The sequence below is a fragment of the Streptomyces sp. NPDC025833 genome (genome assembly GCF_055558055.1).
On record NZ_JBVHNF010000012.1, the window covers coordinates 113,346 to 135,376 of the forward strand.

Consider the following 22,031-nt stretch of genomic DNA (forward strand, 5'->3'; position numbering starts at 1 on the left):
ATGCGTCGGCGCCGCGGCCCGGATGGGCTCGTGGCGCCTGGCGACGTCGTCCAGAGAAGCAGGCCGGAAATCTGTCCGCAATGCCCCCCTTTACTAGTTGTGGCCGGATCGGCGAGAAACGCCCGCTCTGTGGCGTGGGTCTCAATGCCCAGGTCAGCAGGGGTGCACGAGCGGGCGGTCCGGGCATTTCCCGCTACGGCCCCGGATCGTAGGTGACGTGCGTCATGTGGGGTGCTTCACCGGCCCGCTCACCCCGCGCGCACGCCGCCTCACCCCGCGGGAGCGTCGAACGTGACCGCGGTCTCGAACGCGGCCCGCCGCGTGGCCCGGCGCAGGGCCCGCAGCACCGCTGGGCCGGCGGCCAGGGTCAGCACGACCGTGCAGACGGCCCGGCCCAGGTCCCAGCCGAGCGAGGTGGCCACGCAGTACGCGACGAAGCGGGCGAGGTTGGCGGCGACCGGGGCCCCCGCGTGGAAGGAGATGTTGGAGGCCGAGCCGCCCAGGAACGGCCAGCCGGCCAGGTTCATGACCGTGCCGTAGGCGAACGCCGCGAGGAACCCGTACCCGGCGAGCACCAGCAGCTCGGCGCGGCCGCGCAGCCACTGCGCGCCCGGCAGCAGCCCGGCGCCCATGGTGAACCAGCCCATGGACAGCATCTGGAACGGCAGCCACGGCCCGACCCCGCCGGTGAGCAGCGCGGACGCGAACATGGTCACCGAGCCCAGCGCGAACCCGAAGCCGGGGCCGAGCACCCGGCCGCTGAGCACCATGAGGAAGAACATCGGCTCGATCCCCGCCGTGCCCGCGCCGATCGGCCGCAGGGCGGCGCCCGTCGCGGCCAGTACGCCGAGCATGGCCACGGCCTTCGGTCCGAGCGCCGACTCCGAGATCGTCGCCGCCACCACCGCCACGAGCAGCACCAGCAGTCCGGCGAAGAGCCAGGGCGCGTCCTGGGCGTGGGCGCTGAGCCGCGAGGCGGGCGGCGCGAGGAAGGGCCAGCAGAAGGACATCACCCCCACCGCGCTGGTGAGTGCCAGCGCGGCGAGCGAGCGGGGGCCGAGCCGGACGGCGCGTACCCGGGGGGTGCGTACCCGGGGAGTGTGTACCCGGGGGGTGCGGCGGTTCACGCCAGTGCCTCCCGCACCTCGGTCACGGTCAGCCACCGCTGCGGGGCCAGGATCTTCGTCACCTGCGGCGCGAACGACGGCGAGGACACCACGATCCCGGCGGTCGGGCCGTCGGCTATCACCTCGCCCTCGGCGAGCAGCACCACCCGGTGGGCCAGCTCCGCCGCCAGCTCCACGTCGTGCGTGGCCAGCACGATCGCGTGCCCCTCGGCCGCGAGTTCGCGCAGGACGCCGACCAGGCGGGCCTTGGCCGCGTAGTCCAGGCCGCGGGTCGGCTCGTCGAGGAGCAGCAGGGGCGGGCGGGCGGTCAGGATCACGGCCAGGGCCAGCGTCAGGCACTGCCCCTCGGACAGGTCCCGGGGATGGGTGCCGTCCGTGATGTCCGGCAGCAGCCGGGTCACCAGGGCCCGGCAGGTGCCGGGCGCGGCGCCCGCGTCCCGGTCGGCGGCGGCGCACTCGGCGGCGACCGTGTCCGCGTACAGGAGGTCGCGGGGGTCCTGGGGGACGAGTCCGACCCGGCGCACGAGGTCCTCGGACGGGGTGCGGTGGGGGACCAGCCCACCGGCCCGGACGGTCCCGGCCGACGGCTCCACCAGCCCGACGAGCGAGCCGAGCAGGGTCGACTTCCCGGCGCCGTTGCGGCCCATGAGCGCGACCGTCTCGCCGGGCGTCACCGTCAGGTCCACCTGGCGGAGGGCCTGGACGCCGTCGCGGCGCACGGACAGGGCTCGGACCTCGGCGACGGCCGCCGCGGGCCCGGCGCCGGGGGCGGGACGGCGGCGCAGGCGGAACCGGAGCCCCCGCCCGGTACCGGCCGCGGAGGACCCGGCCGCCGGAACGGACCCCGGCCCGCCGGCGGGTGCGCTCGGGCGGCCCGCGGGTGTGCTCGGGTCGTCGACGGGTGTGCTCGGGTGGCCGTCCGCGGCCGGGGAGGCGTCCCCGGGGGCCCGGCCGGCCAGCCGTTCCCTCAGGTCACCGGCGCGGCGGCGGGCGTCCCGGACCGTCAGCGGCAGCGGGGACCAGCCGGCCAGCCGGCCCAGGGCCACCACCGGCGGGTACACCGGGGAGACCGCCATCACCTCCGGCGGGGTGCCCGCGACCGGGGCGGCGCCGGGGGCGGGCAGCAGGACGACGCGGTCGGCGTACTGGACCACCCGTTCCAGCCGGTGCTCGGCCATCAGCACCGTCGTGCCCAGGTCGTGCACCAGCCGTTGCAGCACCGCCAGGACCTCCTCCGCGGCGGCCGGGTCCAGCGCCGAGGTCGGCTCGTCCAGGACCAGCACCCGCGGGTGCGGGGTCAGGACCGAGCCGATCGCGACCCGCTGCCGCTGCCCGCCGGAGAGGGTGGCGATCGGACGGTCGCGCAGCCCGGCGAGGCCCAGCAGGTCGAGGGTCTCCTCCACCCGGCGCCGCATCACCTCGGGGGCGAGCCCCAGCGACTCCATGCCGTAGGCGAGTTCGTCCTCCACCGTGTCCGTCACGAAGTGCGCGAGCGGGTCCTGGCCCACCGTGCCGACCACGTCGGCGAGTTCGCGCGGCTGGTGGGTACGGGTGTCCCGGCCGGCCACCGTCACGCGCCCGCGCAGGGTGCCGCCGGTGAAGTGCGGGACCAGTCCGCTGACCGCGCCCAGCACGGTCGACTTGCCGACCCCGGACGGCCCCGCCAGCAGCACCAGTTCGCCCTCGGCCACCTCCAGGTCGACACCGGTGACGGTGGGCCCGGCGGCGCCCTCGTACGTCACGCTGACATCCTCGAAGCGGATCACGGGTGCTCCCTCGGCGCGGACCGGGCGACGGACTGGTGGACGGACCCGGCGGCGGATCGGGCGGCGGACCCGGTGGTGGGCCGGGCGGCGGACCCGGTGGTTGCCCGGGGGACGGACTCCGCGGCCGGCCGGGGGACGGCGAAGGCGGGCAGCAGGCCGAGCAGGACGGCCGCGGCGGGCCAGAGCGGGAGCGCGGGGGAGACGAGGGGGACGACACCGGGGTGCAGCCCCCGCGAGTCGCGCACCGAGGCCAGCGTCAGCAGCGCGGCCACCGCCACGCCCGAGCCGGTGACCAGCCAGGCGCGCGCGTCCCACGGGTCCGGGCGGTACCGCGTCCGCAGCGAGCGCCGGCCGCCCAGCCGCAGCCCCGCGAGCGCGGCGGCCACCCCGGCGAGCAGCAGCGGCAGGCCGTACACGCCCCCTTCGGCCGTCAGCAGCCCGTACGTCCCGGCGCACACGCCGAGCAGACCCCCGAGGGTGAGCGCGGCCGTCGTACGGCGGACCGGGGCGGGGACCTCGGCGGTCCGGCCGTACCCGCGGGCCTCCATCGCGGCGGCCAGTGCCACCGAGCGTTCGAGCGCGCCCTCCAGGACCGGCAGTCCGACCTGGAGCAGGCCCCGTACGCCCCGGTCGGGACGGCCGCGCAGCCGGCGGGCGGCGCGCAGCCGCCGGACGTCGGCGATCAGGTGCGGCGCGAAGGTGAGGGCGACGACCACGGCCACGCCCGTCTCGTACAGCGCGCCGGGCAGGGACTTCAGCAGGCGGCTCGGGGCGGCCAGGGCGTTGGCCGCCCCGACGCAGACGAGGAGGGTGGCGAGCTTGAGGCCGTCGTAGGCGGCGAAGACGACCGCCTCGGCGGTCACCCGGCCGCCGAGGCGGATGCCCTGCGCCCAGTGCGGCAGCGGGACTTCGGGCAGGGTGAGCAGGGTGTGCGTGCCGGGGATGGGGGAGCCGAGGGCCACCGCGAACAGGACGCGGACGAGGACGACGGCGAGGGCGAGCCGGGCGAAGGCGCCGTAGGAACGGGCCCAGGGGGCGGCGGAGCGGTGCGTCGCCACGACGTAGGCGGAGGCGGCCATGAGGAGGGCGAGCAGGAGGGGGTTGGTGGTGCGGGTGGCGGCCGTCCCGAGCGCGAGGGCCCACAGCCACCAGGCACCGGGGTGCACGGCGGCCCGGCGCCCGGCGCGCGCGAGGCCGCCCGCGTCCGGCCCCGGGGCGCCGACGGACCTGCCCGGACCGCCCGTTCCGGACCGCGGGGTGCCGACGGACCTGCCCGGACCGCCTGTTCCGGACCGCGGGGTGCCGACGGACTCGTCCGCGCCGCCCGCTGCCGGACCGCCCGCCGCCGCGCCGCCGTTGTCGCCCGGGAGCGCCCCGGCACCCCTGAGGCGCCGGGCGAGGCTCGTCGGTCCGCCGCCGGGGCGCACCGGAACCGGCGGCTTCGCGGGGCCGGGAACGCGGGCGGCCACGGCGGCCCGGCAGCCGCGGGACGGCCCGGCCGCCCCGCCGTCCGGTGCGCCGGGGCACGCGTGCCCGCTCTCCCCGCCGTCCGGTGCGCCGTCGGCCGGCCGGCCGTGCTCACCCGGACGCATCGCGCCGCCGCCTGGCCTGCCACACCGCCGCGCCCGCCAGCAGGGCGACGGCCGCCGCGCCGATCGGCAGCCCCAGCGAGGGACCGCCGCCGTCCGAACCGGACTGCTCCGGCGCCTTCTCGGCGGCGCCCCCCGCCGCGACCTGCTCGCCGCACCCCTGCCGCGGGTACTCGGCGATCGCGCACAGCAGGGCGTTGGCGTCGTACCGGAGCGGCCCGGCCACGGCGGCCAGCGCGTCCGCGGTCGAGGCGTCGGACGGCACCCGCGCGCACACCGTGCGGCGGCCGGGCGGCCGCTCGCCGGACGGCGCGTCCGCGTCCGTGCCGAAGTCGAGGACCAGCGCCACCCGCTTCGCCCCGGGCCGCGCGGGCGTGTCCGCGCAGATCGTGCCGAAGTCCGCCGTGCCGCGCGGCCGGCTCGCCCGCGCGGAGTCCTCGCTCACCGCGAACCGGAAGCCCTGCACCGCGCCGTCGTCGGGCCGCGCGGACGACGGGCCCAGGGTGGCGTACGTCCAGTGGCCGCCGGTGCGGTCCCAGAACGACCAGTAGCGGTAACCGGTGGCGTCCGCCCGCCCGGCGGAGCCGAGGAGCAGCAGCGCGGCGAGGAGCGCGGGCACGGCACGGCGGACGGCGGTCACCGCTGGTGCTTCTTCCGGCCGCTGAGCAGGAAGCCGATGCCGATGCCGGCGACGAGGCAGACGCCGACGGTCCACCAGACGCCCGTCTTGGAGTCCTTCTCCTTCGCCTCGTCCGGGTGCTCGGAGGACATCCGCGGGGCCGGGCCCAGCGCGTTCAGGGAGCTGACCAGGCTGGTGCCGCCGAAGTCGCCCGGCTGCTCCCCGATCGCGTGCGCGGCGAGGATGAGCTGCGCGTACGCGGCCGGTCCGCTCTGCGGCGCCCACTGGCCGGCGTTCTTCTCCAGCCAGGCGTACGCCTTCTTCGCCGGCTCGGTCCGGCCGTTCGCGGCGAGCGCGACCACGGCGTCCGCGGTGTTGCCGAAGTCGGGCTGGTCCTTGGCGCCGGGCAGGGTGGACACCAGGTGCCCGGACTTCGTGACGGCCGCCGCCAGGTACGCGCCGGCGTTGTCCGCGACCTGCTCCCGGGTCGGGTGGCCGGCCTTGACACAGGCGTCCTGCGCCGGGGCCTTGCCGGCCTCGGCCACGAAGCCCTTGCCGAGCGCGCCGAGCAGACCGGCCGCGGTCGCGTCCGCGTTGGCGGTCAACGTGCCCTTCTTGTCCGGCTGGTAGGCGAGGGCGCCGCCGCCGTCACGGTCGCAGGGGATGGACCAGGCGGGCAGCGCGTCGTACGGGGACTTGCCGGACTTGCGGACGCCCGCCGGGTCCGTGCCGGCCGCGGCCAGCGCGCCGATGACGACCGAGGTGGAGTTGGCGTCGCTGGGGGCGCCCGGGTAGTAGCTCCAGCCGCCGTCCGCGTTCTGCACGGACTTCAGCCAGTCCACGGCCTTGGCCACGGCGCCGCCCCGTCCGCCGGTCGCGGCCAGGGCCTGTACGGCGGCGGCCGTGCTGTTGCTGTCGACCTGGACCTTGGCGTCGCAGGGCGTCTCGGGGGCGGCGCGGAAGGCGGCGAAGGCGCCGTCGGCGCACTGCTGCCCGGTGAGCCAGTCCACGGCCTCGGCGGCCGGCCGGTAGCCGAGCGTCCGCTGGGCGACCAGGGTCAGCGACTGCCGCCACACGCCGTCGTACGTCGGGTCCCCCTTGCCGTACAGCCCCGAGGGGGCCGTCGCCTTCGGGGACGGGGACGGGCCGGCGGCCGTGGCGGGCGCGGCGGCGGCCAGCACGCCTACGGCGGCGAGAACCGCGGCACTGCGGCGGACGTTCATGGTCGGCGACTGCCTCTCCTGCGGGGAGCCGGGCAGCGCACGGGACACCCCGCGCGGCTCGGCCCCATAAACCTCGACGGTGCCGTGCGCGGCGGGCCGCCTGCGCACGCGAGCCGGTCAACGTCCCGCCCGGGGCGGTCCGGCTCACCGCCCCGGAGGTCCTGGGACGGCTTCACGGTTGCGGGTCAGCGCCGGAATTGCACCGGCTTTCCCCCGTACGGGTGTGATGACGACTCCGCCACCTTACCGGCCGCCCCCCGCGGCCCGGGGGGTGGCCGTGGGCACACGCACCCGGTGACCGGAACCACGCCCCCCCGACCCCGCGGCCGACGGCCGTCGGCCGCACCGGCACGGACGGGGCCGCCGGCACGTGGCGCGGACGGGGCCCGGCGGCGGGCGGCAGGGACGGGATCCGGCGGCGGGTGGCACGAAGGCGGGGGGACGGCGTGCGGCGCGGAGGCGGGTGACGACGTGGAGTACGGAGGCCGGCCGGCGGCGCGCGGTACGAAGGCGGGCCGGGCGTGGTGCACTTCCCGGGGCGGTCAGGCCGCGAACGTGTCCGCCGTCGGGGCCACCGCGGCCGTCAGGTGGCGGGCCATGCGGCGCAGGGACCGCTCGCACTCCGCGGCGTCCTCGCCGGTCGCCACCCAGTGCGCGAGGCGGTCGGTGAGGCCCGCCCGCGGGGCCGCGGTCACCGCGTCGCCGGAGCGCCGGGTGAGCACCATGCGCTCGGCGGCCGGCTCGTGCTCGACGGCCGGGTCCAGCCGCAGGTCGGTCAGCAGACCGGTCGCGGCCGGGTAGGCGAACTGCACGGCGGCGGCCCGCTGGCGGGTCGGCGTCAGGTCCGGGAGGTGGCCGGCGGCCAGGGCGACCGCGGCCCCCACCAGGTCCACCCCGGTGGCCCGCTCCACCAGCAGCGGGATCAGGTCGCCGGGCAGGTGCGGGGCGACGCCCAGGACGCGGGGGCCGCGGGAGGTCAGCCGCAGGGTGAGGTGCGCGACCGTGTGGCTCAGGCCGAGGACGCGCACGGCCCGCTCGACGCAGCTGCGCAGGAACCGGTTGTGCAGCAGCCCGTCGTGGGCGTGGACGCAGTGCCGCAGCGGGCTCCGGGCGGGCGCCGGCCCCGGGGTCGTCCGGGTCAGCGCGACGATCCGGACCTCGTCGTCCAGCACGACGGCCTCGGCGGACACCAGCGGCCCCGCCTCCTCCTCGGTGTCCTCGTCCCCGGCCGCCGGCACCCGGTGGCGGGCCAGCAGCGCCCGCAGCGCGACGGGGTCCGCGCAGGCCCTGGCCGTCTCGGGCGGCAGACCCGGCAGACCCAGCCGGCCGGCCACCCACGCGGCGGTCACCAGGTGCTCCGGGGACCAGGTCAGCACCCCGCCGACGGCCTCCCCGGCCGTGTACCGCAGCACCGCCTCGGCCGTCGGAACCTCCCCGGCCGGGTCGACCGCGAGCCGGCCGGCCAGGTACGGGTGCGTCCAGGCGGGCGGATCCGGATCGATGAGGAGCACCGGCCGGACCGCGGCGAGCCGCGCCAGCGGGAACTCTCCGCAGCCGTCCCGGGGGCCGGCCCCGAGCAGGACGACGGGCTGCGCCATGGATGCCTGGACCTTCCCTCGGAGGGACGGAGGACGAGAACGCCCCCGGTGCCGCTCCCCCATAGGCGGCACCCGAGGCGGGTCGGATCTTGCTCTCCGTACCGTGATCCTCACCCACCGCACCGTCAACTGTCAACGATAGCTGCGCATTTGTGCAGGAGCCCTTGTCGCGTCTGGTCGCCGCAGGGGGGAGCGGGTAGCCTCGCGCCCAGCCGCCGAACGGATGACACGCCCAGGGGGACCTCGGTGAGTGACGCCCACGCCGCGCTGGCCGATGTCCTGGACCGGCTCGGCGAGTTGACCGGTCGTCCCGGTCGGCTGCCGGAGGCCCTGGACGTCTCGGGCCTGTCGTACCGCACCGGCATCCCCGTCGGCACCGTCGTCGAACTGCTCTCCGGCGGCCGGGCCACCGAGACCTGCCTCGCCCAGCGCGTGCGCCAGCGCCTGGACTTCGTCCGGGAGAGCCGGCGCCGGCCGGACGGCAAGCGGTACTCGCTGGACGAGCTGGCCAGGATCGCCGGCACCAGCCGGCAGTGGCTGAGCGAGTGGCGCAAGAGCGGGATGCCGAGCCTGGAACACGTCGACCGGCTGCGCCGGTTCTTCGGCCTGCCCGCGGGCTTCTTCACCGCCGACGAACCGGAGGCGCTGCACGAGGCGCTCCAGCCGGTGCTCCAGGGCCTGGAGGCCGAGGCGGACCCGTTGCGGCGGCTGCGCGAGAGCGGACTGGTACGGCTGGCCGCCCGGGCCCCGCGGATGAACGCCCGGCAGCTCGCCACCCTGGCCGACCTGGCCGAGATGATCATCGAGTCGGAGCGGGTGGGGGACGCCGGCCGCGCCTGAGCGGCCCGCGGACCTCGCGGCCGGTGCCGCACGCCCGTCGGGACTGCCCCAGGCGCTTCCTCGACCGGCCGGTGCGCGGCACCGCGACCGGCCGGGTCGGCCGGGCCGCCCTCCGGCCGGAGCCGCGCCGGGCCGCCAGAATCCCGACTCGCCGGCCTGACCGCCCGCCTGCCGCGCCGCGCGCGACCCGTAGGAGGGCGATGTGATCCTGGAGCGCTCCAAAACAGGCCGTGGACGCAAATATATGAGGTGAATCTTTCGGAAGAGATCGAAGTCGGTCATCCGGCCCCGTGGTGACCGCCGGGCGAGGTAATAATTCATCGAGGCGATCCCGGGCTGTTAGGGGCAGTTGTGGCCGATGACGAGTTGTTAAAGAGCCTGAAGAAGGAGCGGGAGAAGATCCTGGACGAGACCCACAGGGCGGTGGTGCGCCTGCACGCCGAGGCGGACGAGAAATTGCAGGAGATCGTCCGGAAGGCGGCCAAGGCCGCGCGGGACGGCAAGAGAATGCCCTGCTTGGTGCGGTGGACGCCCGGACCCGAGCTGACCATTTACCATTCGGCCGACGCGCCGTGCGGACGTGTTCGCGATCGCCGGAACTTCAGGCGCATGAGTGAGCAGGCGGCCAAGGACGCGTCACCGTACAACTGGCTGGAGCGCTGCGGTGCCTGTTCCTGGCCCAGGGCGGCCGTCATCCAGGGCAGGCGGATGCTGGAATCAGCGTAGAGACGTCTATTTCAAGGTCCTTGGTAACTGGAATGAACACCTCTCGTCCCGACCTGCCCGCCGCGTTGAAGCGCGATCTCCGACTGGAAGTGGGCGGGGTCTGCCCTTTTGCCCAGTGCCGTATGCCGGCCCAGGAGGACTGCCACATCTGGGACCGCGCGAAGGGAGGGCCCGATGTCTTCGGCAACCTGCTCCGGGCTTGCGCGGCGCATCATCATCAGCACACCGTCGGGCTCATCCCCTCCCATGACCTGCGTGTGCTGAAGGCTCGTCTTGCCTGGGCCAATGACAGGTACACGCGGGCGGAGCGTTTCTGGCTGCAGGTCTTCATGCTGTACGGAGGCGCGCATTTCAAGCATCCGGCCTCGGAACGCGCGTGTCTGCGGTTTCTGGAGGCGGACGGCTACATAGAGGTCACCGAGGAACCGCATGCCGCCGGCGAGGGGACGCCCATGGACTCGTGGCGGCTGACCGACATCGGGCAGTGGTTCGTGAAGGCCTGGGCGGAGTCGGGCGCACACCCCGTCGAAGTCACACGTCGGTGAGGGCCGGATCGTGATCGGAGGGGCCATGCGGGACGAAGACCACCGGATCCTGTGCACCGCTGTCGCGGAAATGGCGGTACTGCATGCTCTCGAACTCGCGGGGAGTCGCATCATCCGACGGGTGGAGCGGTCCGCGAGAGGACCACTCGGGGCGCACAAGCCGCTGTCCGTGCACGTGCAGCGGAGCGTGCGGGAAGACGACCTGGACAAGATCCTTCCGGGCGACGCCTGGGCCGTCCCGCAACGCCTGGGATTCCCGGACGCATTGATCGAGGCGCTGGACAGGCATACGCGCATCCTCCTCACGGCCGGACTCGAGTTTCGCCGGGAAGATCTCGCGCTCACGCTCTCCCGACTCCCTCTCGAGGAGTTGTCGCTCCCCTGGGGAGCGGCGCGCGATCCAGCTCGATGAGCTCTTGGCCACGTGTCCACGGCTGAGTGACCCGGGTCCTTCTGGTCGGCGGTGGGAAATGGTCGGAACTGGGGGGTTCTGTCAGGGATGTCCGGGTTTATTCTGGAAGCAGCCTACGAGGCGAGTGAGGGAGTCCGACCGGAGTAGCCGACTCGGGCGAGACGCGCGAGCATCCGCCGGGGCCGACGGCGACGGTAGGGCTGAGAGGCCGGAAGGCAGCAGCAGGGCCGGACGGCGACCCCCAGCACCTGATCCGGACCATACCGGCGAAGGGAACCCGTCTCGTAGGTCTTCTCCGTGCCCGCGACCGCCCGGAGCGCGGCGCCGGTCAGACCGAGCCGGGCCGGGCCGGCAGGTCGATCAGGCGGCACACCGTCTCGATGTCGGTCCGCACCTGGGCGATGGAGGCCCGGCCGGAGAGCCAGGTGACGAGGGCCGAGTGCCAGGTGTGCTCGATGACCCGGACCGCCGAGAGCTGCTCGGCGCCGGGGTGCTCCCATCCCGCCGCGTCCAGGATGATCGCCGTCGTCTGGCGGGAGACCCGGTCGACCTCCGGCGAGACGCCGCGGTCGGCGAAGGTGAACGCCCGGACCATCGCGTCGGCCAGGTGGGGCTCCCGCTGCAACGCCCGGAACGCGCGCATCAGGGTCTCCGCGACCCGTTCGGCGGCCGTGTCCCCCGCGGGCGGCTTCCTGCGCAGCGTGCCGTGCATGCGCTCCAACTGGTCCTGCATGGTGGCGACCAGCAGGTGCACCTTCGACGGGAAGTAGCGGTACAGCGTGCCGAGGGCCACCTGGGAGGACTCGGCGACCTCGCGCATCTGCACGGCGTCGAACCCGCCCCGGCTCGCCAGCTCCGCGCTGGCGCGCAGGATCCGGCGGCGGCGGGCCTCCTGCCGCGCGGTGCGGGGCGGGGCGGCCGGGCGCGAGGTACTGGCTTCCGCAGGCATGGGTCCCGTTCCGTGACAGTCGGTGAGGGTGTCCACAGGGCTCGTGATCACCCGGCCCGGCAGGGCCGCCCGTCGTGGCGCGAATCACCCGACCCACTGCTCACAGCATCCCTACCTGCCGGTAGATTCAGAGCTTCTGGACGATCAAGTCTGAAACTTGTTCTAGATTAGCGTCCCGTCGTAGTCTCGCGGGAGTGCAGGCAGAAGGGGGCACGGAGTGACCGCTGAGGCCCGGGAAGCGGGTGCCCAGGAGGAACCCGCGTCCGGTGGGGGTCCCTCCCGCCCGAGCGCGGCCGAGAGCGGGGACGAGCGGCCGCTCGACATCGCGCTCCTCACCTACAAGGGGAACCCGTTCTGCGGGGGCCAGGGCGTCTACGTACGGCACCTCTCACGCGAGCTGGCCCGCCTCGGGCACCGGGTGGAGGTCATCGGCTCCCAGCCGTACCCCGTACTCGACGAGGGCCTCCCCGGCCTCACCCTGACCGAGCTGCCGAGCCTCGACCTCTACCGCCAGCCCGACCCCTTCCGCACCCCGAAGCGGGACGAGTACCGGGACTGGATCGACGCCCTGGAAGTCTCCACCATGTGGACCGGAGGCTTCCCCGAGCCGCTGACCTTCTCCCTGCGCGCCCGCCGGTACCTGCGGGCGCGGCGCGGCCGGTTCGACGTCGTGCACGACAACCAGACCCTGGGCTACGGCCTGCTCGGTGACGTCGGCGCGCCCCTGGTCACCACGGTCCACCACCCGATCACCGTGGACCGGCGGCTGGAGCTGGACGCGGCCGGCACCTGGCAGCGCCGCTGCTCGGTGCGCCGCTGGTACGCCTTCACCCGCATGCAGAAGCGCGTCGCCCGCCGGCTGCCCTCGGTCCTCACCGTCTCCGGCAGCTCCCGCCAGGAGATCGTGGATCACCTCGGCGTCCGCGACGACCGCGTCCACGTCGTCCACATCGGCGCGGACACCGACCTGTTCGCGCCGGATCCCGCCGTCCCCGTGGTGCCGGGCCGCATCGTCACCACCTCCAGCGCGGACGTGCCGCTCAAGGGCCTCGTGTACCTCGTCGAGGCGCTCGCCAAGGTGCGCACCGAGTACCCGGGCGCCCACCTCGTCGTCGTCGGCAAGCGCCCCGAGGAGGGCCCGGTCGCCCAGGCGGTCGAGCGGTACGGCCTCCACGGCGCCGTCGAATTCGTCAAGGGCATCTCCGACGCCGAACTGGTCGACCTGATCCGCTCCGCCGAGGTGGCCTGCGTGCCCTCCCTCTACGAGGGCTTCTCGCTGCCCGCCGCCGAGGCCATGGCCACCGCCACCCCGCTCGTGGCCACCACGGGCGGCGCGATCCCCGAGGTCGCCGGCCGCGACGGCGAGACCTGTCTGGCCGTACCCCCCGGCGACGCGGGCGCGCTGGCCGCCGCCCTGGTCCGGCTGCTGGACGACCCGGAGCTGCGCACCCGGCTCGGCCGGGCCGGCCGCGAGCGGGTGCTGCGGAAGTTCACCTGGGCCCGCGCCGCGGAAGGGACGGTGGCCCACTACCGCGAGGCCATCGCCCGCGCGGCGGGCCCCCGCCGGGCCGCGGCCCCGGCCCCCGGCCGCGCCGCGTCCCCGGCAAGTGTTGCAGGCGTCTCCTCCGAAAGCAGGGCCACGTGCTGACCGTCGACTTCTCCCGGTTCCCGCTCGCCCCGGGCGACCGCGTCCTGGACCTCGGCTGCGGGGCCGGCCGGCACGCCTTCGAGTGCTACCGGCGCGGCGCCCGGGTCGTGGCCCTGGACCGCAACGCCGAGGAGATCCGCGAGGTCGCCCGGTGGTTCGCGGCGATGGAGGAGGCCGGGGAGGCCCCCGCGGGCGCCACCGCCACCGCCATGGAGGGCGACGCCCTCGCCCTGCCGTTCCCCGACGAGTCCTTCGACGTCGTCGTCATCTCCGAGGTGATGGAGCACATCCCCGACGACAAGGGCGTCCTCGCGGAGATGGTGCGCGTGCTCAAGCCGGGCGGGCGCATCGCCGTCACCGTGCCGCGCTACGGCCCCGAGAAGGTCTGCTGGGCGCTGTCCGACGCCTACCACGAGGTCGAGGGCGGCCACATCCGCATCTACAAGGCGGACGAACTGGTCGCGAAGGTCCGCGAGGCCGGCCTGAAGCCGTACGGCAGCCACCACGCGCACGCCCTGCACTCGCCCTACTGGTGGCTGAAGTGCGCCTTCGGCGTCGACAACGACAAGGCGCTGCCGGTGCGGGCGTACCACAAGCTGCTGGTCTGGGACATCATGAAGAAGCCGCTCGCCACGCGGGTCGCCGAACAGGCGCTCAACCCGCTGATCGGCAAGAGCTTCGTGGTCTACGCGACCAAGCCGCACCTGCCGTCGCCGACCGGAGGGGCGGGCAGCGAGTGACCACCCCCCGGACAGAACACCTCGTCCTGCCCGGGGTCCTCACCGCCGGGCAGGCCGCCGCGACCGTCGCCGGCATCCTCGCCGTGCAGCGTGAGGACGGGGCGATCCCGTGGTTCCGCGGACACCACCTGGACCCCTGGGACCACACCGAGGCCGCCATGGCCCTGGACGCGGCCGGCGAGCACGAGGCGGCCGAGCGGGCGTACACCTGGCTCGCCCGGCACCAGAACGAGGACGGCTCCTGGTACGCCGCCTACGCCGACGGCGCCCACGACGACGTCACCGACCGCGCCCGCGAGTCCAACTTCGTCGCCTACCTGGCCGTCGGCGTCTGGCACCACTACCTGTCCACGGGCGACGACACGTTTTTGGACCGCATGTGGCCGTACGTCTACGCGGCCGTGGAGTGGGTGCTGCGGCTCCAGTTGCCCGGCGGCCAGATCGGCTGGCGCCGCGAGGACGACGGCACCCCTTCGGCCGACGCCCTGCTGACCGGCAGCTCCTCGATCCACCACGCGCTGCGCTGCGCGCTCGCGATCGCCGAGCAGCGGGAGGAGGCGCAGCCCGACTGGGAGCTGGCCACCGGGGCGCTGCGGCACGCGATCCGCCGGCACCCCGAGCGCTTCCTCGACAAGGGCCGCTACTCGATGGACTGGTACTACCCGGTCCTCGGCGGCGCCCTCACCGGAGCGGAGGCCAAGGCCCGCATCGAGGAGGACTGGGACCGGTTCGTCGTCCCCGGACTCGGCGTGCGGTGCGTGGTCCCCAACCCCTGGGTGACTGGCGGCGAGTCCAGCGAACTCGCCCTGGCCCTGTGGGCGATGGGCGAGTCGGACCGGGCCCTGGAGATCCTCCAGTCCATCCAGCACCTGCGCGACCCCGGGACGGGTCTGTACTGGACGGGCTACGTCTTCGAGGACGACGCGGTCTGGCCCCGCGAACTGACCACCTGGACGGCGGGCTCCCTGCTGCTGGCCGTGGCCGCGCTGGGCGGCCACGAGGCCACGTGCGCGGTCTTCGGCGGCGAGCACCTGCCCGTCGGCCTCGACCCCGACTGCTGCTGAGGCCTCTCGGCGGGGAGCCGGGCCACGGCCGCCCGGCGGCGCGCGTGTACCGGCGCGCGCCGCCGGCGGTTCAGTGCCGTTGCATCCGGTTGGCGATGGCGTGGCCGATGAACAGGTACACCACGGCGGCGAGGCCGTAACCGGCGACGACCCGCGCCCACGCCTCGTCGAACGTGAAGAGGTCGTGGGACCAGCCGGCCAGCCAGGAGGCCGCGTCGTGGACGAACTGGACCAGGCTGTTGGCCGGGTTCGCGTCCAGCAGGTACATCAGGATCCACAGGCCGAGTATGAAGGCCATGACGTCGGCGACGACCGCGATGACCGTGCCGGCCTGATTCGCGCCAGTGCGATATCGAGACATGCCCTTCGGATTGCCGCTTCCGGGGCGGTGAAACAAGGCCGGGCGCCCGGACGGCGTCCCCCGAGTGGCGCACACGGCCGCCGTGCGCGAGGCTGCCGGGAGGAAACAGACCGCTCGGGGAGGACACGTTCGGAGGACCTCGTGCCCGTACCGATACGGCGCCTCTTCGTGGCGCTCACCCTGTGCTGCGCCCTGGTGGCCGGTGCCACGGCCTGCGGCAGCGAGAAGAGCAGTACGAAGGAGAGCGCGGCGCAGCCCCAGCAGGCCGCCGCCTCGCCCAGCCCGACCACGTCCGTCGAGCGCCAGAAGCTCGCCAAGACCCGGTTCGTGGCGAACGCCGGGCTCGCCGCCGGCGCCACCTACCAGTGGATCGTCAAGCCCTGGAAGGCCGGCAAGTTCAAGAAGGGCGCCAAGGGCCGCAAGACGGCGCTGGTCAAGGCCGGTCTCGCCGGCGCCTTCACCTACAACCGGCTCAAGGCCGCCAAGCGCAACGCCGAGGGCGACCCGGCGCTGGCCAAGGCCCTGGCGCCGCTCGGCAGCGGCATCGCCGCCCTGAAGGACCTGCCGGCCAAGCTGCGGCAGGGCGACGGGAACGCGGCGGGCATGTTCGACGACGTCATCGGCAAGGTCAAGGACGCGGGGAAGGACGCCGGCGCCCCGGTCAAGGACCAGGTGCCCTCGGGCTCCCAGCTCACCAAGGGTTAGGGTCCGTCAGTCCCTCGCCGCCGCCTGACGCCCGGTCAACTCCCGTGGAAGAGAAGCCCGCACGGCAACGGCCCCCCGCCCGCGAGGGCGAGGGGCCGGTTCGGCGCCGTGCGGGCTCAGCCGCGCTGGATGCCGGAGGTGTCCTGCAGCACGCCGCGGCGGCCGTCCTGGGTCTGCGCGACCAGCGCGCCACCGCGCTGCTCGACGGCCAGGTACCAGGTGCCCGGCGTCAGTTCGGCGATCGGGTTCGGCGAGCCGTCCTCCCCGAACAGCGGGCGGGCCATCGGCACGGCGAACCAGAACGGCGAGAAGTCCCCGGCCGGGGCCGGCGTCGCCGCGGGACCCGGCGTCGGCGCACCCGGCCCGGCCGGCTGCTGCTGGCCGAACGGCTGGCCCGGCTGCGGCTGGGCGCCGTACGGCTGCTGCGGCTGGGCGCCCGGGTAGCCGTAACCGCCGGACGGCTGGGCGCCGTAGGGCTGCGGGGCGGCCGGCTTGGGAGCCGGGAGCAGCGGCGCCTGGAGCGCGGGGACGAGCGGCGTGGCGACGGCGCCGGCGGCCAGCAGCAGCGCGCCGACGAGACCCAGGATCAGACCGCCCCCGGCGCCGACGTCGAACTGGTCGAACTGGTCGAAGGAGCCCAGCGGGTCGACGATCGTCCAGAACGCCGTCCACACGGCGAAGACCGACAGGGCGACACCCGCCTGGCCGAGCTCCAGGCCGAGGACCTTGCGCGGCTGCGGAAGGGCACGAGCGAGGACGATCAGGACCGCGCCGATGATGCCACCGACGTACATGCTCATCAGGAGGCCCAGGTTGTCCCAGGCGTTGGGGACGTCCTTGCCGTCGCTGTCGAACGTGCTGAGGAACGACGCGATGAACAGCACCACCGCTGCTCCGATCACCACGCCGTCGCCTCTAGTGAGGGAGCGGATATTCACTTCAGGTCCTTCGTAGGTCGTCTCGTCGTCGGTAGGACACTATCGTCCGCAAGATCCGGCTGTCCGGCCGGTTCCGCGCCCGTTCAGGAACCGCGCAGGAAACTCACGATTCCCTCGGAGATCCCCTGCGCGGCCCGCTGCCGCCAGGCGCCGCTGGTCAGCAGTGCCGCGTCCTTGCTATCGCGCATGTTGCCGCACTCGATGAACACCTTGGGAACCGTTGACAGATTGAGACCACCGAGATCCGTGCGCGTGACGAGGCCGGTGCCCCCGCCCAGGTAGTTGGAGGCCGGTTCGCCCGTCTCGCGCAGGTAACCGCCCGCGACGCGCGTCCCGAGGGCGCGGGACGGGGCGACGATCCCGCGGGTGTCCGCGGCGCCGGAGTGCACGGCCCCCGGCAGGATGACGTGGAAGCCCCGGTTGCCCGCGGCGGAGCCGTCGGCGTGCAGCGAGATCGCCGCGTCCGCGTGCGCGGTGTTGCCGATCCGGGCCCGCTCGTCCACGCACGGCCCCCAGGACGGGCTGTCCCCGTCGTGGGTCAACCGCACCGTGGCGCCCTGCCGTTGCAGCAGCGTGCGCAGCCGGTGCGCCAGGTCGAGGGTGAAACGGGCCTCGCTGTAACCGTCGTCGGTGGACGTCCCGGTGGTGTCGCACTCCTTGCGGTGGGTGCCGATGTCCACGGAGCGGTCGATCTCGGCCGGGTGCCGGAAGTTGCCCGGGTTGTGGCCCGGGTCGACGACGACGACCTTGCCCGCGAGCGGCCCGGCGGCGCCCGGCGCGGACGCCTTGCCGTCGTCGCGGGGGACCGCCGGGGCGGAGACCGCCGCGGACGCGCCGGGGGCGGCCGCCCGGTCCGCGCCGCCGGGCCCGTCGCCGCCCGCCGTCTGGTACACCGTCCAGCCGAGCAGCGCGCCGGGCACCAGCACGGCGAGGGCGACGGTCAGCGGGCCGCGCCGGGACCTGCGGGCGCGCGGGGGATCGAGGTCGGGGTCTGTGGGGGACACGTCTGCGACTCTAACCGGGGCCTCAGATACCCGCTCCGGTGCGCCGCAGGACCCGCAGCGAGCCGGTCGCCGAGACCTCCGTGAACGCCCCGGATCCGAGGGCCCGCAGGTAGACGCGGTACGGCGCCTGGCCCGTGAACTCGTCCTCGGGATGCGGGAAGACGTCGTGGATGACCAGCAGGCCGCCCCCGGCCACGTGCGGCGCCCAGCCCTCGTAGTCGGCACCCGCGTGCTCGTCGGTGTGGCCGCCGTCGACGAACACGAGGCCGAGCGGCGCGTTCCAGATCCGGGCGATCTGCGGGGAACGGCCGACGACGGCGACCACGTGCTCCTCCAGGCCCGCCCGGAACAGGGTGCGGCGGAACGAGGGGAGCGTGTCCATGAGGCCGGTCGCCGGGTCGACCGTCTCCGGGTCGTGGTAGTCCCAGCCGGGCTGCTGCTCCTCGCTGCCCCGGTGGTGGTCGACGGTCAGCGCGGTGACCCCGGCGGCGCGGGCCGCGTCGGCGAGCAGGATCGTGGAGCGCCCGCAGTAGGTGCCGACCTCCAGCAGGGGCAGCCCCAGGGCGCCGGCCTCCACCGCCGCCGCGTACAGCGCCAGCCCCTCGTCCACGGGCATGAACCCCTTGGCCGCCTCGAACGCGGCCAGGATCTCGGGCTTGGGGGCGGTGGGCATGGGCGGCCTTCCAGGTCGTACGACAGTCCGGCCGCCCATGCTGCCGCACGCCCCGGCCGCGCGGGGACAGGGGGTGCGGGTCAGTACACCTAGGCGCTCACACTCTCCCCGGGCAGCGAGAGGTCCAGGTCCACGGCGCGCTCCTCACCGGGGTGCGAGGCCGAGGAGGCCAGCGGGCCGTGGCCGGACGCCCGCGCGGCCAGCACGTACGCGCCCCGGGCCGGCACGGCGAGCGCGTAGCCGCCGTCCTCGCCGGAGACGGTCGCGCCCGCCTGCCGTCCGTGCCGGTCGATCAGGGTGACCTTGGCCCGGGCGACCGGGGCGCCGCCGGCGTCGAGGACCCGGCCGCGGAAGCCGCGCAGCGCCTCCTCGGCCCGCTCCAGCACCGCGTCCTCCTCGCTGCTCGCCCGGAGCTGAGTGTGCCGGGCCGGGCGCGGGGCCTTCGGCAGGCAGAGCGCCAGCAGCAGGCCGGCGGCGACCGCGGCGGTGGCGATCAGGAAGGAGACGCGGAAACCGTGCATGGTCGGGATCGCTACGCCGCCCACGTCGTTCGCCGTGTTGGCCAGCACCATGCCGATGACGGCGCTCGACACCGAGGTGCCGATGGACCGCATCAGGGTGTTCAGGCCGTTGGCCGCGCCGGTCTCCGAGGCCGGGACCGCGCCGATGATGAGCGCGGGCAGCGAGGAGTAGGCGAGGCCGATACCTGCGCCGAGGACCACGGAGGTGACGATCGTCTGCCAGGCCGCGTCCATCAGCCCGAGGCCGCCGCCGTAGCCGACCGCGATGATCAGCAGGCCGATGATCAGGGTGACCTTGGGGCCGTAGCGGGCCGACAGGCGGGCGTAGACCGGCGCCGTGAACATCATCGTCAGACCCAGCGGGGCCACGCACAGGCCCGCGACGACCATCGACTGGCCCAGGCCGTACCCGGTCGCGGCGGGCAGCTGGAGGAGCTGGGGCAGGACGAGCGAGACGACGTAGAACGCCACGCCGACCATGATCGAGGCGAGGTTGGTGAAGAGGACGGCCGGGCGGGCGGTGGTGCGCAGGTCGACCAGGGGCGCCTGGACGCGCAGTTCGAACAGGCCCCACAGGACGAGCACGGTGACGGACGCGGCGAACAGGCCGAGCGTGGTGCCGGAGGACCAGCCCCAGTCGCTGCCCTTGGTGACGGGCAGCAGGAGCAGCACCAGACCGGTGGACAGGCCCAGGGCGCCGGTCAGGTCGAAGGTGCCCGCGGCGCGCATCGGCGACTCGGGGACGACGAGCAGGGTGAGGGCGATGGCGAGCGCGCCGAGGCCGGCGGCGCCGTAGAACAGGGTGTGCCAGTCGGAGTGCTGGGCGACGAGGGCCGCGGCGGGCAGGGCGAGGCCGCCGCCGACGCCGATCGAGGAGCTCATCAGGGCCATGGCCGAGCCGAGCCGTTCGCGCGGCAGCATGTCCCGCATCAGGCCGATGCCGAGGGGGATCGCGCCCATGGCGAAGCCCTGGAGGGCCCGGCCCACGATCATGGTGAGGAGCTGGCTGGTGAGCGCGCTGACCAGGGCGCCGGCCACCATCACGGCGAGGCTCAGGACGAGCATGCGCCGCTTGCCGTAGAGGTCGCCGAGCCGGCCCATGATCGGAGTGGCCACGGCACCGGACAGCAGGGTCGAGGTCAGGACCCAGGTGGCGTTGCTCGGGGCGGTGCCCAGCAGTTGCGGCAGGTCCTTGATGACCGGCACGAGCAGTGTCTGCATCACCGCGACGGTGATGCCCGCGAAGGCGAGCACCGGCACCACCGCGCCGCCCGCCGCGCGGGCGGACTGGTCGGTCGACGTGTCTGTCATGGAGTGTGAGGCCTTCCCCGTGTGATGAGTGCCGGGTAAACCTCGTATGCACAGGCAACTATTCCGTTGCTTCGGGTCCCTAATGAAGTCTTGACCCATCCATGGGTTACTGACGTGGCGTCAGCGGGCCGGCCGGTCGGCGGAACCGGTGGGTCGGCCGGTCGGCGGTACCGGTGGGGGCGCTGCCGCGAGCGGTGTGGGCGCGGGACGATTCGACGAGTCGCGCCGGACGGGGCAACGGTTCGGGCGGTCCGTGGACTCCTTTTGACATCTAGGAGGTGCCCATGGGGGACGGCAGGCAGAACCGGGACGAGGAGTTCCAGAGCTTCGTGGTCGGCCGCTGGCCGCGGTTGATGCGTACGGCATTTCTTCTCACGGGGGAGCAGCACGCCGCGGAGGACTTGGTGCAGTCGACACTCGAACAGGTCTTCGTGGCCTGGCGCAGGGTCGGCGCGGCCGACGATCCGGACGCGTACGTGCGGCGCGTGATGATCAACGCACACGCGCGCAGACACCGCAGGAAACTGCGGGAGTTCCTGGCGCCCCGGGACGACTCCGGCCTGGTGCGCGAAGTGGCCGACACGGGCGACCGGATCGCCCAGGCCGACGACCGCGGGGCGCTGCTCACGGCGCTCGCCCGGCTGCCCGCGCGGCAGCGGGAGGCCGTCGTCCTGCGCTACTGGGAGGACCTGACGGAGACCCAGACGGCGCAGGCGATGGGCTGTTCGGTCGGCACGGTCAAGAGCAACGCGGCCAAGGGGATCGCGAAACTGCGGGCCATACCGGAACTGGCGCAGACGGTGATGCAGGGAGGGCGCAAGTGATGAGCGGGGACCGGGAGAACCACGACATGACGCAGACGGACATCGCCTTCCTGCTCGCGGACGCGGCGGACGAGGTCGAGATCGGCATAGCCCCGGTCCAGGCGGTCATCCGCGGCGGCCGGCGGCGCAGGGCGCGGCGCTGGGCGGTGGGGGCCGCCACGGCGCTGGTGCTGGCGGGCTCGACCGGGGCGACGCTGGCCTTCGCCGGGCTGCCCGGGGAGCGGCGGGACCGGGTGGCGCCGGCGGCGACGGGGCCGGCCTCCGCCGAGGAGCGGCACGTGTACGCGCCGCGGCAGACGGAGCTGGCGCGCGGCACCGAGCACGGGAAGCGGTGGCGGGTCTGGGTCCAGGTGTGGGGCGCGCCGCGGGACGCGCACGAGGCGGACGGGCAGTACGACGCGATGAAGCGGATGGGCTACCTGCCGTACGTGGATAAGGACGACCTGATCGGCAAGGCGTCGTACTACTCGTTCCGGTCCTACGGGGAGGGCCCCGCGCTGATGACCATGTTCGACACGGCCCGGCGCGCCGACCGCCTCTCGGGCGCCGATCTCCAGGCGGCCGCGGCCCCCCTGGGGGAGCCCGGCCCCACCGCCCCGGACCGGCTGGTGATCGGCCATGTGGCGAAGACCGCCCAGGAGGTCACGTGCCGCTGGAAGGACGGCACCATCACCATGGCCAGACCGGCGGGCGCCGCGAACGCCACCCCGGACGGCAACGCGCTGATCCGCCCGGTGGCCGGATACCCGGGAGGCAACTGGTTCGTCTGCCTCGCGCCCGAGGGGACCGCCTACCAGGACGCGAAGGTGACGAAGTGACGCGTGGCGGAGGGGTGTTGGCAGCCGGTC

The 22,031-nt window shown here is 74.6% G+C and carries 22 protein-coding genes; 10 read left to right on the forward strand and 12 right to left on the reverse strand.

What is annotated here, in order from left to right; translation table 11 throughout:
* Window positions 1-269 precede the first annotated feature (269 nt).
* From ACZ4K2_RS22380 to ACZ4K2_RS22405, 6 genes are all read right to left on the reverse strand, one after another.
* Window positions 270-1,127, reverse strand: a complete 858-nt coding sequence (locus tag ACZ4K2_RS22380; RefSeq protein ID WP_467469016.1) for an ECF transporter S component — start codon at window positions 1,125-1,127, stop codon at window positions 270-272.
* On the reverse strand, window positions 1,124-2,893 hold the full coding sequence (locus tag ACZ4K2_RS22385; protein ID WP_467469018.1) for an ABC transporter ATP-binding protein: 1,770 nt from the start codon (window positions 2,891-2,893) through the stop codon (window positions 1,124-1,126). The genes ACZ4K2_RS22380 and ACZ4K2_RS22385 overlap by 4 nt, the downstream gene beginning before the upstream one ends.
* Window positions 2,890-4,059 (reverse strand): CbiQ family ECF transporter T component, encoded by a 1,170-nt coding sequence (locus ACZ4K2_RS22390; RefSeq protein ID WP_467469701.1) that lies wholly within the window; start codon window positions 4,057-4,059, stop codon window positions 2,890-2,892. The genes ACZ4K2_RS22385 and ACZ4K2_RS22390 overlap by 4 nt, the downstream gene beginning before the upstream one ends.
* Before the next feature lie 412 nt (window positions 4,060-4,471).
* Complete coding sequence (locus ACZ4K2_RS22395; protein WP_467469020.1) at window positions 4,472-5,122, reverse strand: SCO2322 family protein; 651 nt, start codon at window positions 5,120-5,122, stop codon at window positions 4,472-4,474.
* Entirely contained in the window at window positions 5,119-6,324 is a 1,206-nt protein-coding gene (locus ACZ4K2_RS22400) for a prenyltransferase/squalene oxidase repeat-containing protein (RefSeq protein ID WP_467469703.1), read from the reverse strand. The genes ACZ4K2_RS22395 and ACZ4K2_RS22400 overlap by 4 nt, the downstream gene beginning before the upstream one ends.
* 542 nt (window positions 6,325-6,866) lie before the next feature.
* Entirely contained in the window at window positions 6,867-7,922 is a 1,056-nt protein-coding gene (locus ACZ4K2_RS22405; RefSeq protein WP_467469022.1) for a hypothetical protein, read from the reverse strand.
* Window positions 7,923-8,168: 246 nt separating this feature from the next.
* Between ACZ4K2_RS22405 and ACZ4K2_RS22410 the strand changes: the two genes are divergently transcribed.
* From ACZ4K2_RS22410 to ACZ4K2_RS22425, 4 genes are all read left to right on the forward strand, one after another.
* On the forward strand, window positions 8,169-8,762 hold the full coding sequence (locus ACZ4K2_RS22410) for a helix-turn-helix domain-containing protein (protein ID WP_467469024.1): 594 nt from the start codon (window positions 8,169-8,171) through the stop codon (window positions 8,760-8,762).
* A 351-nt stretch (window positions 8,763-9,113) separates the two neighbouring features.
* Entirely contained in the window at window positions 9,114-9,488 is a 375-nt protein-coding gene (locus ACZ4K2_RS22415; RefSeq protein WP_467469026.1) for a hypothetical protein, read from the forward strand.
* Window positions 9,489-9,520: 32 nt separating this feature from the next.
* Window positions 9,521-10,033 carry a hypothetical protein gene (locus ACZ4K2_RS22420; protein WP_467469028.1) on the forward strand — a complete coding sequence of 171 codons (513 nt, stop codon included), beginning with the start codon at window positions 9,521-9,523 and terminating at the stop codon, window positions 10,031-10,033.
* Window positions 10,034-10,058: 25 nt separating this feature from the next.
* A complete protein-coding gene (locus ACZ4K2_RS22425; protein ID WP_467469029.1) occupies window positions 10,059-10,445 on the forward strand; it encodes a hypothetical protein in 387 nt (128 codons plus the stop codon).
* Between the two features lie 328 nt (window positions 10,446-10,773).
* On the opposite strand, the gene ACZ4K2_RS22430 is transcribed toward ACZ4K2_RS22425, so the two are convergent.
* A complete protein-coding gene (locus tag ACZ4K2_RS22430) occupies window positions 10,774-11,394 on the reverse strand; it encodes a TetR family transcriptional regulator (protein ID WP_467469031.1) in 621 nt (206 codons plus the stop codon).
* 217 nt (window positions 11,395-11,611) lie between these two features.
* On the opposite strand from ACZ4K2_RS22430, the gene ACZ4K2_RS22435 reads away from it, so the two are divergent.
* From ACZ4K2_RS22435 to ACZ4K2_RS22445, 3 genes are read left to right on the forward strand one after another with little or no spacing between them, the layout of a single operon-like run.
* On the forward strand, window positions 11,612-13,042 hold the full coding sequence (locus tag ACZ4K2_RS22435) for a glycosyltransferase family 4 protein (protein WP_467469033.1): 1,431 nt from the start codon (window positions 11,612-11,614) through the stop codon (window positions 13,040-13,042).
* A complete protein-coding gene (locus tag ACZ4K2_RS22440) occupies window positions 13,036-13,782 on the forward strand; it encodes a class I SAM-dependent methyltransferase (RefSeq protein WP_467469035.1) in 747 nt (248 codons plus the stop codon). Before ACZ4K2_RS22435 ends, ACZ4K2_RS22440 begins: the two co-directional genes overlap by 7 nt.
* Window positions 13,779-14,846 carry a prenyltransferase/squalene oxidase repeat-containing protein gene (locus ACZ4K2_RS22445; protein ID WP_467469037.1) on the forward strand — a complete coding sequence of 356 codons (1,068 nt, stop codon included), beginning with the start codon at window positions 13,779-13,781 and terminating at the stop codon, window positions 14,844-14,846. Before ACZ4K2_RS22440 ends, ACZ4K2_RS22445 begins: the two co-directional genes overlap by 4 nt.
* 70 nt (window positions 14,847-14,916) lie before the next feature.
* On the opposite strand, the gene ACZ4K2_RS22450 is transcribed toward ACZ4K2_RS22445, so the two are convergent.
* The gene (locus ACZ4K2_RS22450; protein ID WP_467469039.1) at window positions 14,917-15,207 is read right to left on the reverse strand and encodes a hypothetical protein; all 291 of its coding nucleotides are present in this window, start codon (window positions 15,205-15,207) and stop codon (window positions 14,917-14,919) included.
* 141 nt (window positions 15,208-15,348) lie between these two features.
* Here ACZ4K2_RS22450 and ACZ4K2_RS22455 point away from each other — a divergent pair, with 141 nt between their 5' ends.
* The gene (locus ACZ4K2_RS22455; protein WP_467469040.1) at window positions 15,349-15,912 is read left to right on the forward strand and encodes a hypothetical protein; all 564 of its coding nucleotides are present in this window, start codon (window positions 15,349-15,351) and stop codon (window positions 15,910-15,912) included.
* 116 nt (window positions 15,913-16,028) lie between these two features.
* On the opposite strand, the gene ACZ4K2_RS22460 is transcribed toward ACZ4K2_RS22455, so the two are convergent.
* The 4 genes from ACZ4K2_RS22460 to ACZ4K2_RS22475 all read right to left on the reverse strand — a co-directional run bounded on the left by ACZ4K2_RS22460 (window position 16,029) and on the right by ACZ4K2_RS22475 (window position 20,359).
* On the reverse strand, window positions 16,029-16,850 hold the full coding sequence (locus ACZ4K2_RS22460; RefSeq protein WP_467469042.1) for a hypothetical protein: 822 nt from the start codon (window positions 16,848-16,850) through the stop codon (window positions 16,029-16,031).
* A gap of 83 nt (window positions 16,851-16,933) precedes the next feature.
* Complete coding sequence (locus tag ACZ4K2_RS22465) at window positions 16,934-17,854, reverse strand: N-acetylmuramoyl-L-alanine amidase (RefSeq protein ID WP_467469044.1); 921 nt, start codon at window positions 17,852-17,854, stop codon at window positions 16,934-16,936.
* Window positions 17,855-17,876: 22 nt separating this feature from the next.
* The gene (locus ACZ4K2_RS22470) at window positions 17,877-18,527 is read right to left on the reverse strand and encodes a class I SAM-dependent methyltransferase (protein ID WP_467469046.1); all 651 of its coding nucleotides are present in this window, start codon (window positions 18,525-18,527) and stop codon (window positions 17,877-17,879) included.
* Between the two features lie 89 nt (window positions 18,528-18,616).
* Window positions 18,617-20,359 (reverse strand): MFS transporter, encoded by a 1,743-nt coding sequence (locus ACZ4K2_RS22475; RefSeq protein ID WP_467469051.1) that lies wholly within the window; start codon window positions 20,357-20,359, stop codon window positions 18,617-18,619.
* 284 nt (window positions 20,360-20,643) lie between these two features.
* On the opposite strand from ACZ4K2_RS22475, the gene ACZ4K2_RS22480 reads away from it, so the two are divergent.
* Together ACZ4K2_RS22480 and ACZ4K2_RS22485 are read left to right on the forward strand one after the other, a co-directional pair.
* On the forward strand, window positions 20,644-21,183 hold the full coding sequence (locus tag ACZ4K2_RS22480) for a SigE family RNA polymerase sigma factor (protein ID WP_467469053.1): 540 nt from the start codon (window positions 20,644-20,646) through the stop codon (window positions 21,181-21,183).
* Window positions 21,183-22,001 (forward strand): hypothetical protein, encoded by an 819-nt coding sequence (locus ACZ4K2_RS22485; protein ID WP_467469054.1) that lies wholly within the window; start codon window positions 21,183-21,185, stop codon window positions 21,999-22,001. The genes ACZ4K2_RS22480 and ACZ4K2_RS22485 overlap by 1 nt, the downstream gene beginning before the upstream one ends.
* Window positions 22,002-22,031 lie beyond the last annotated feature (30 nt).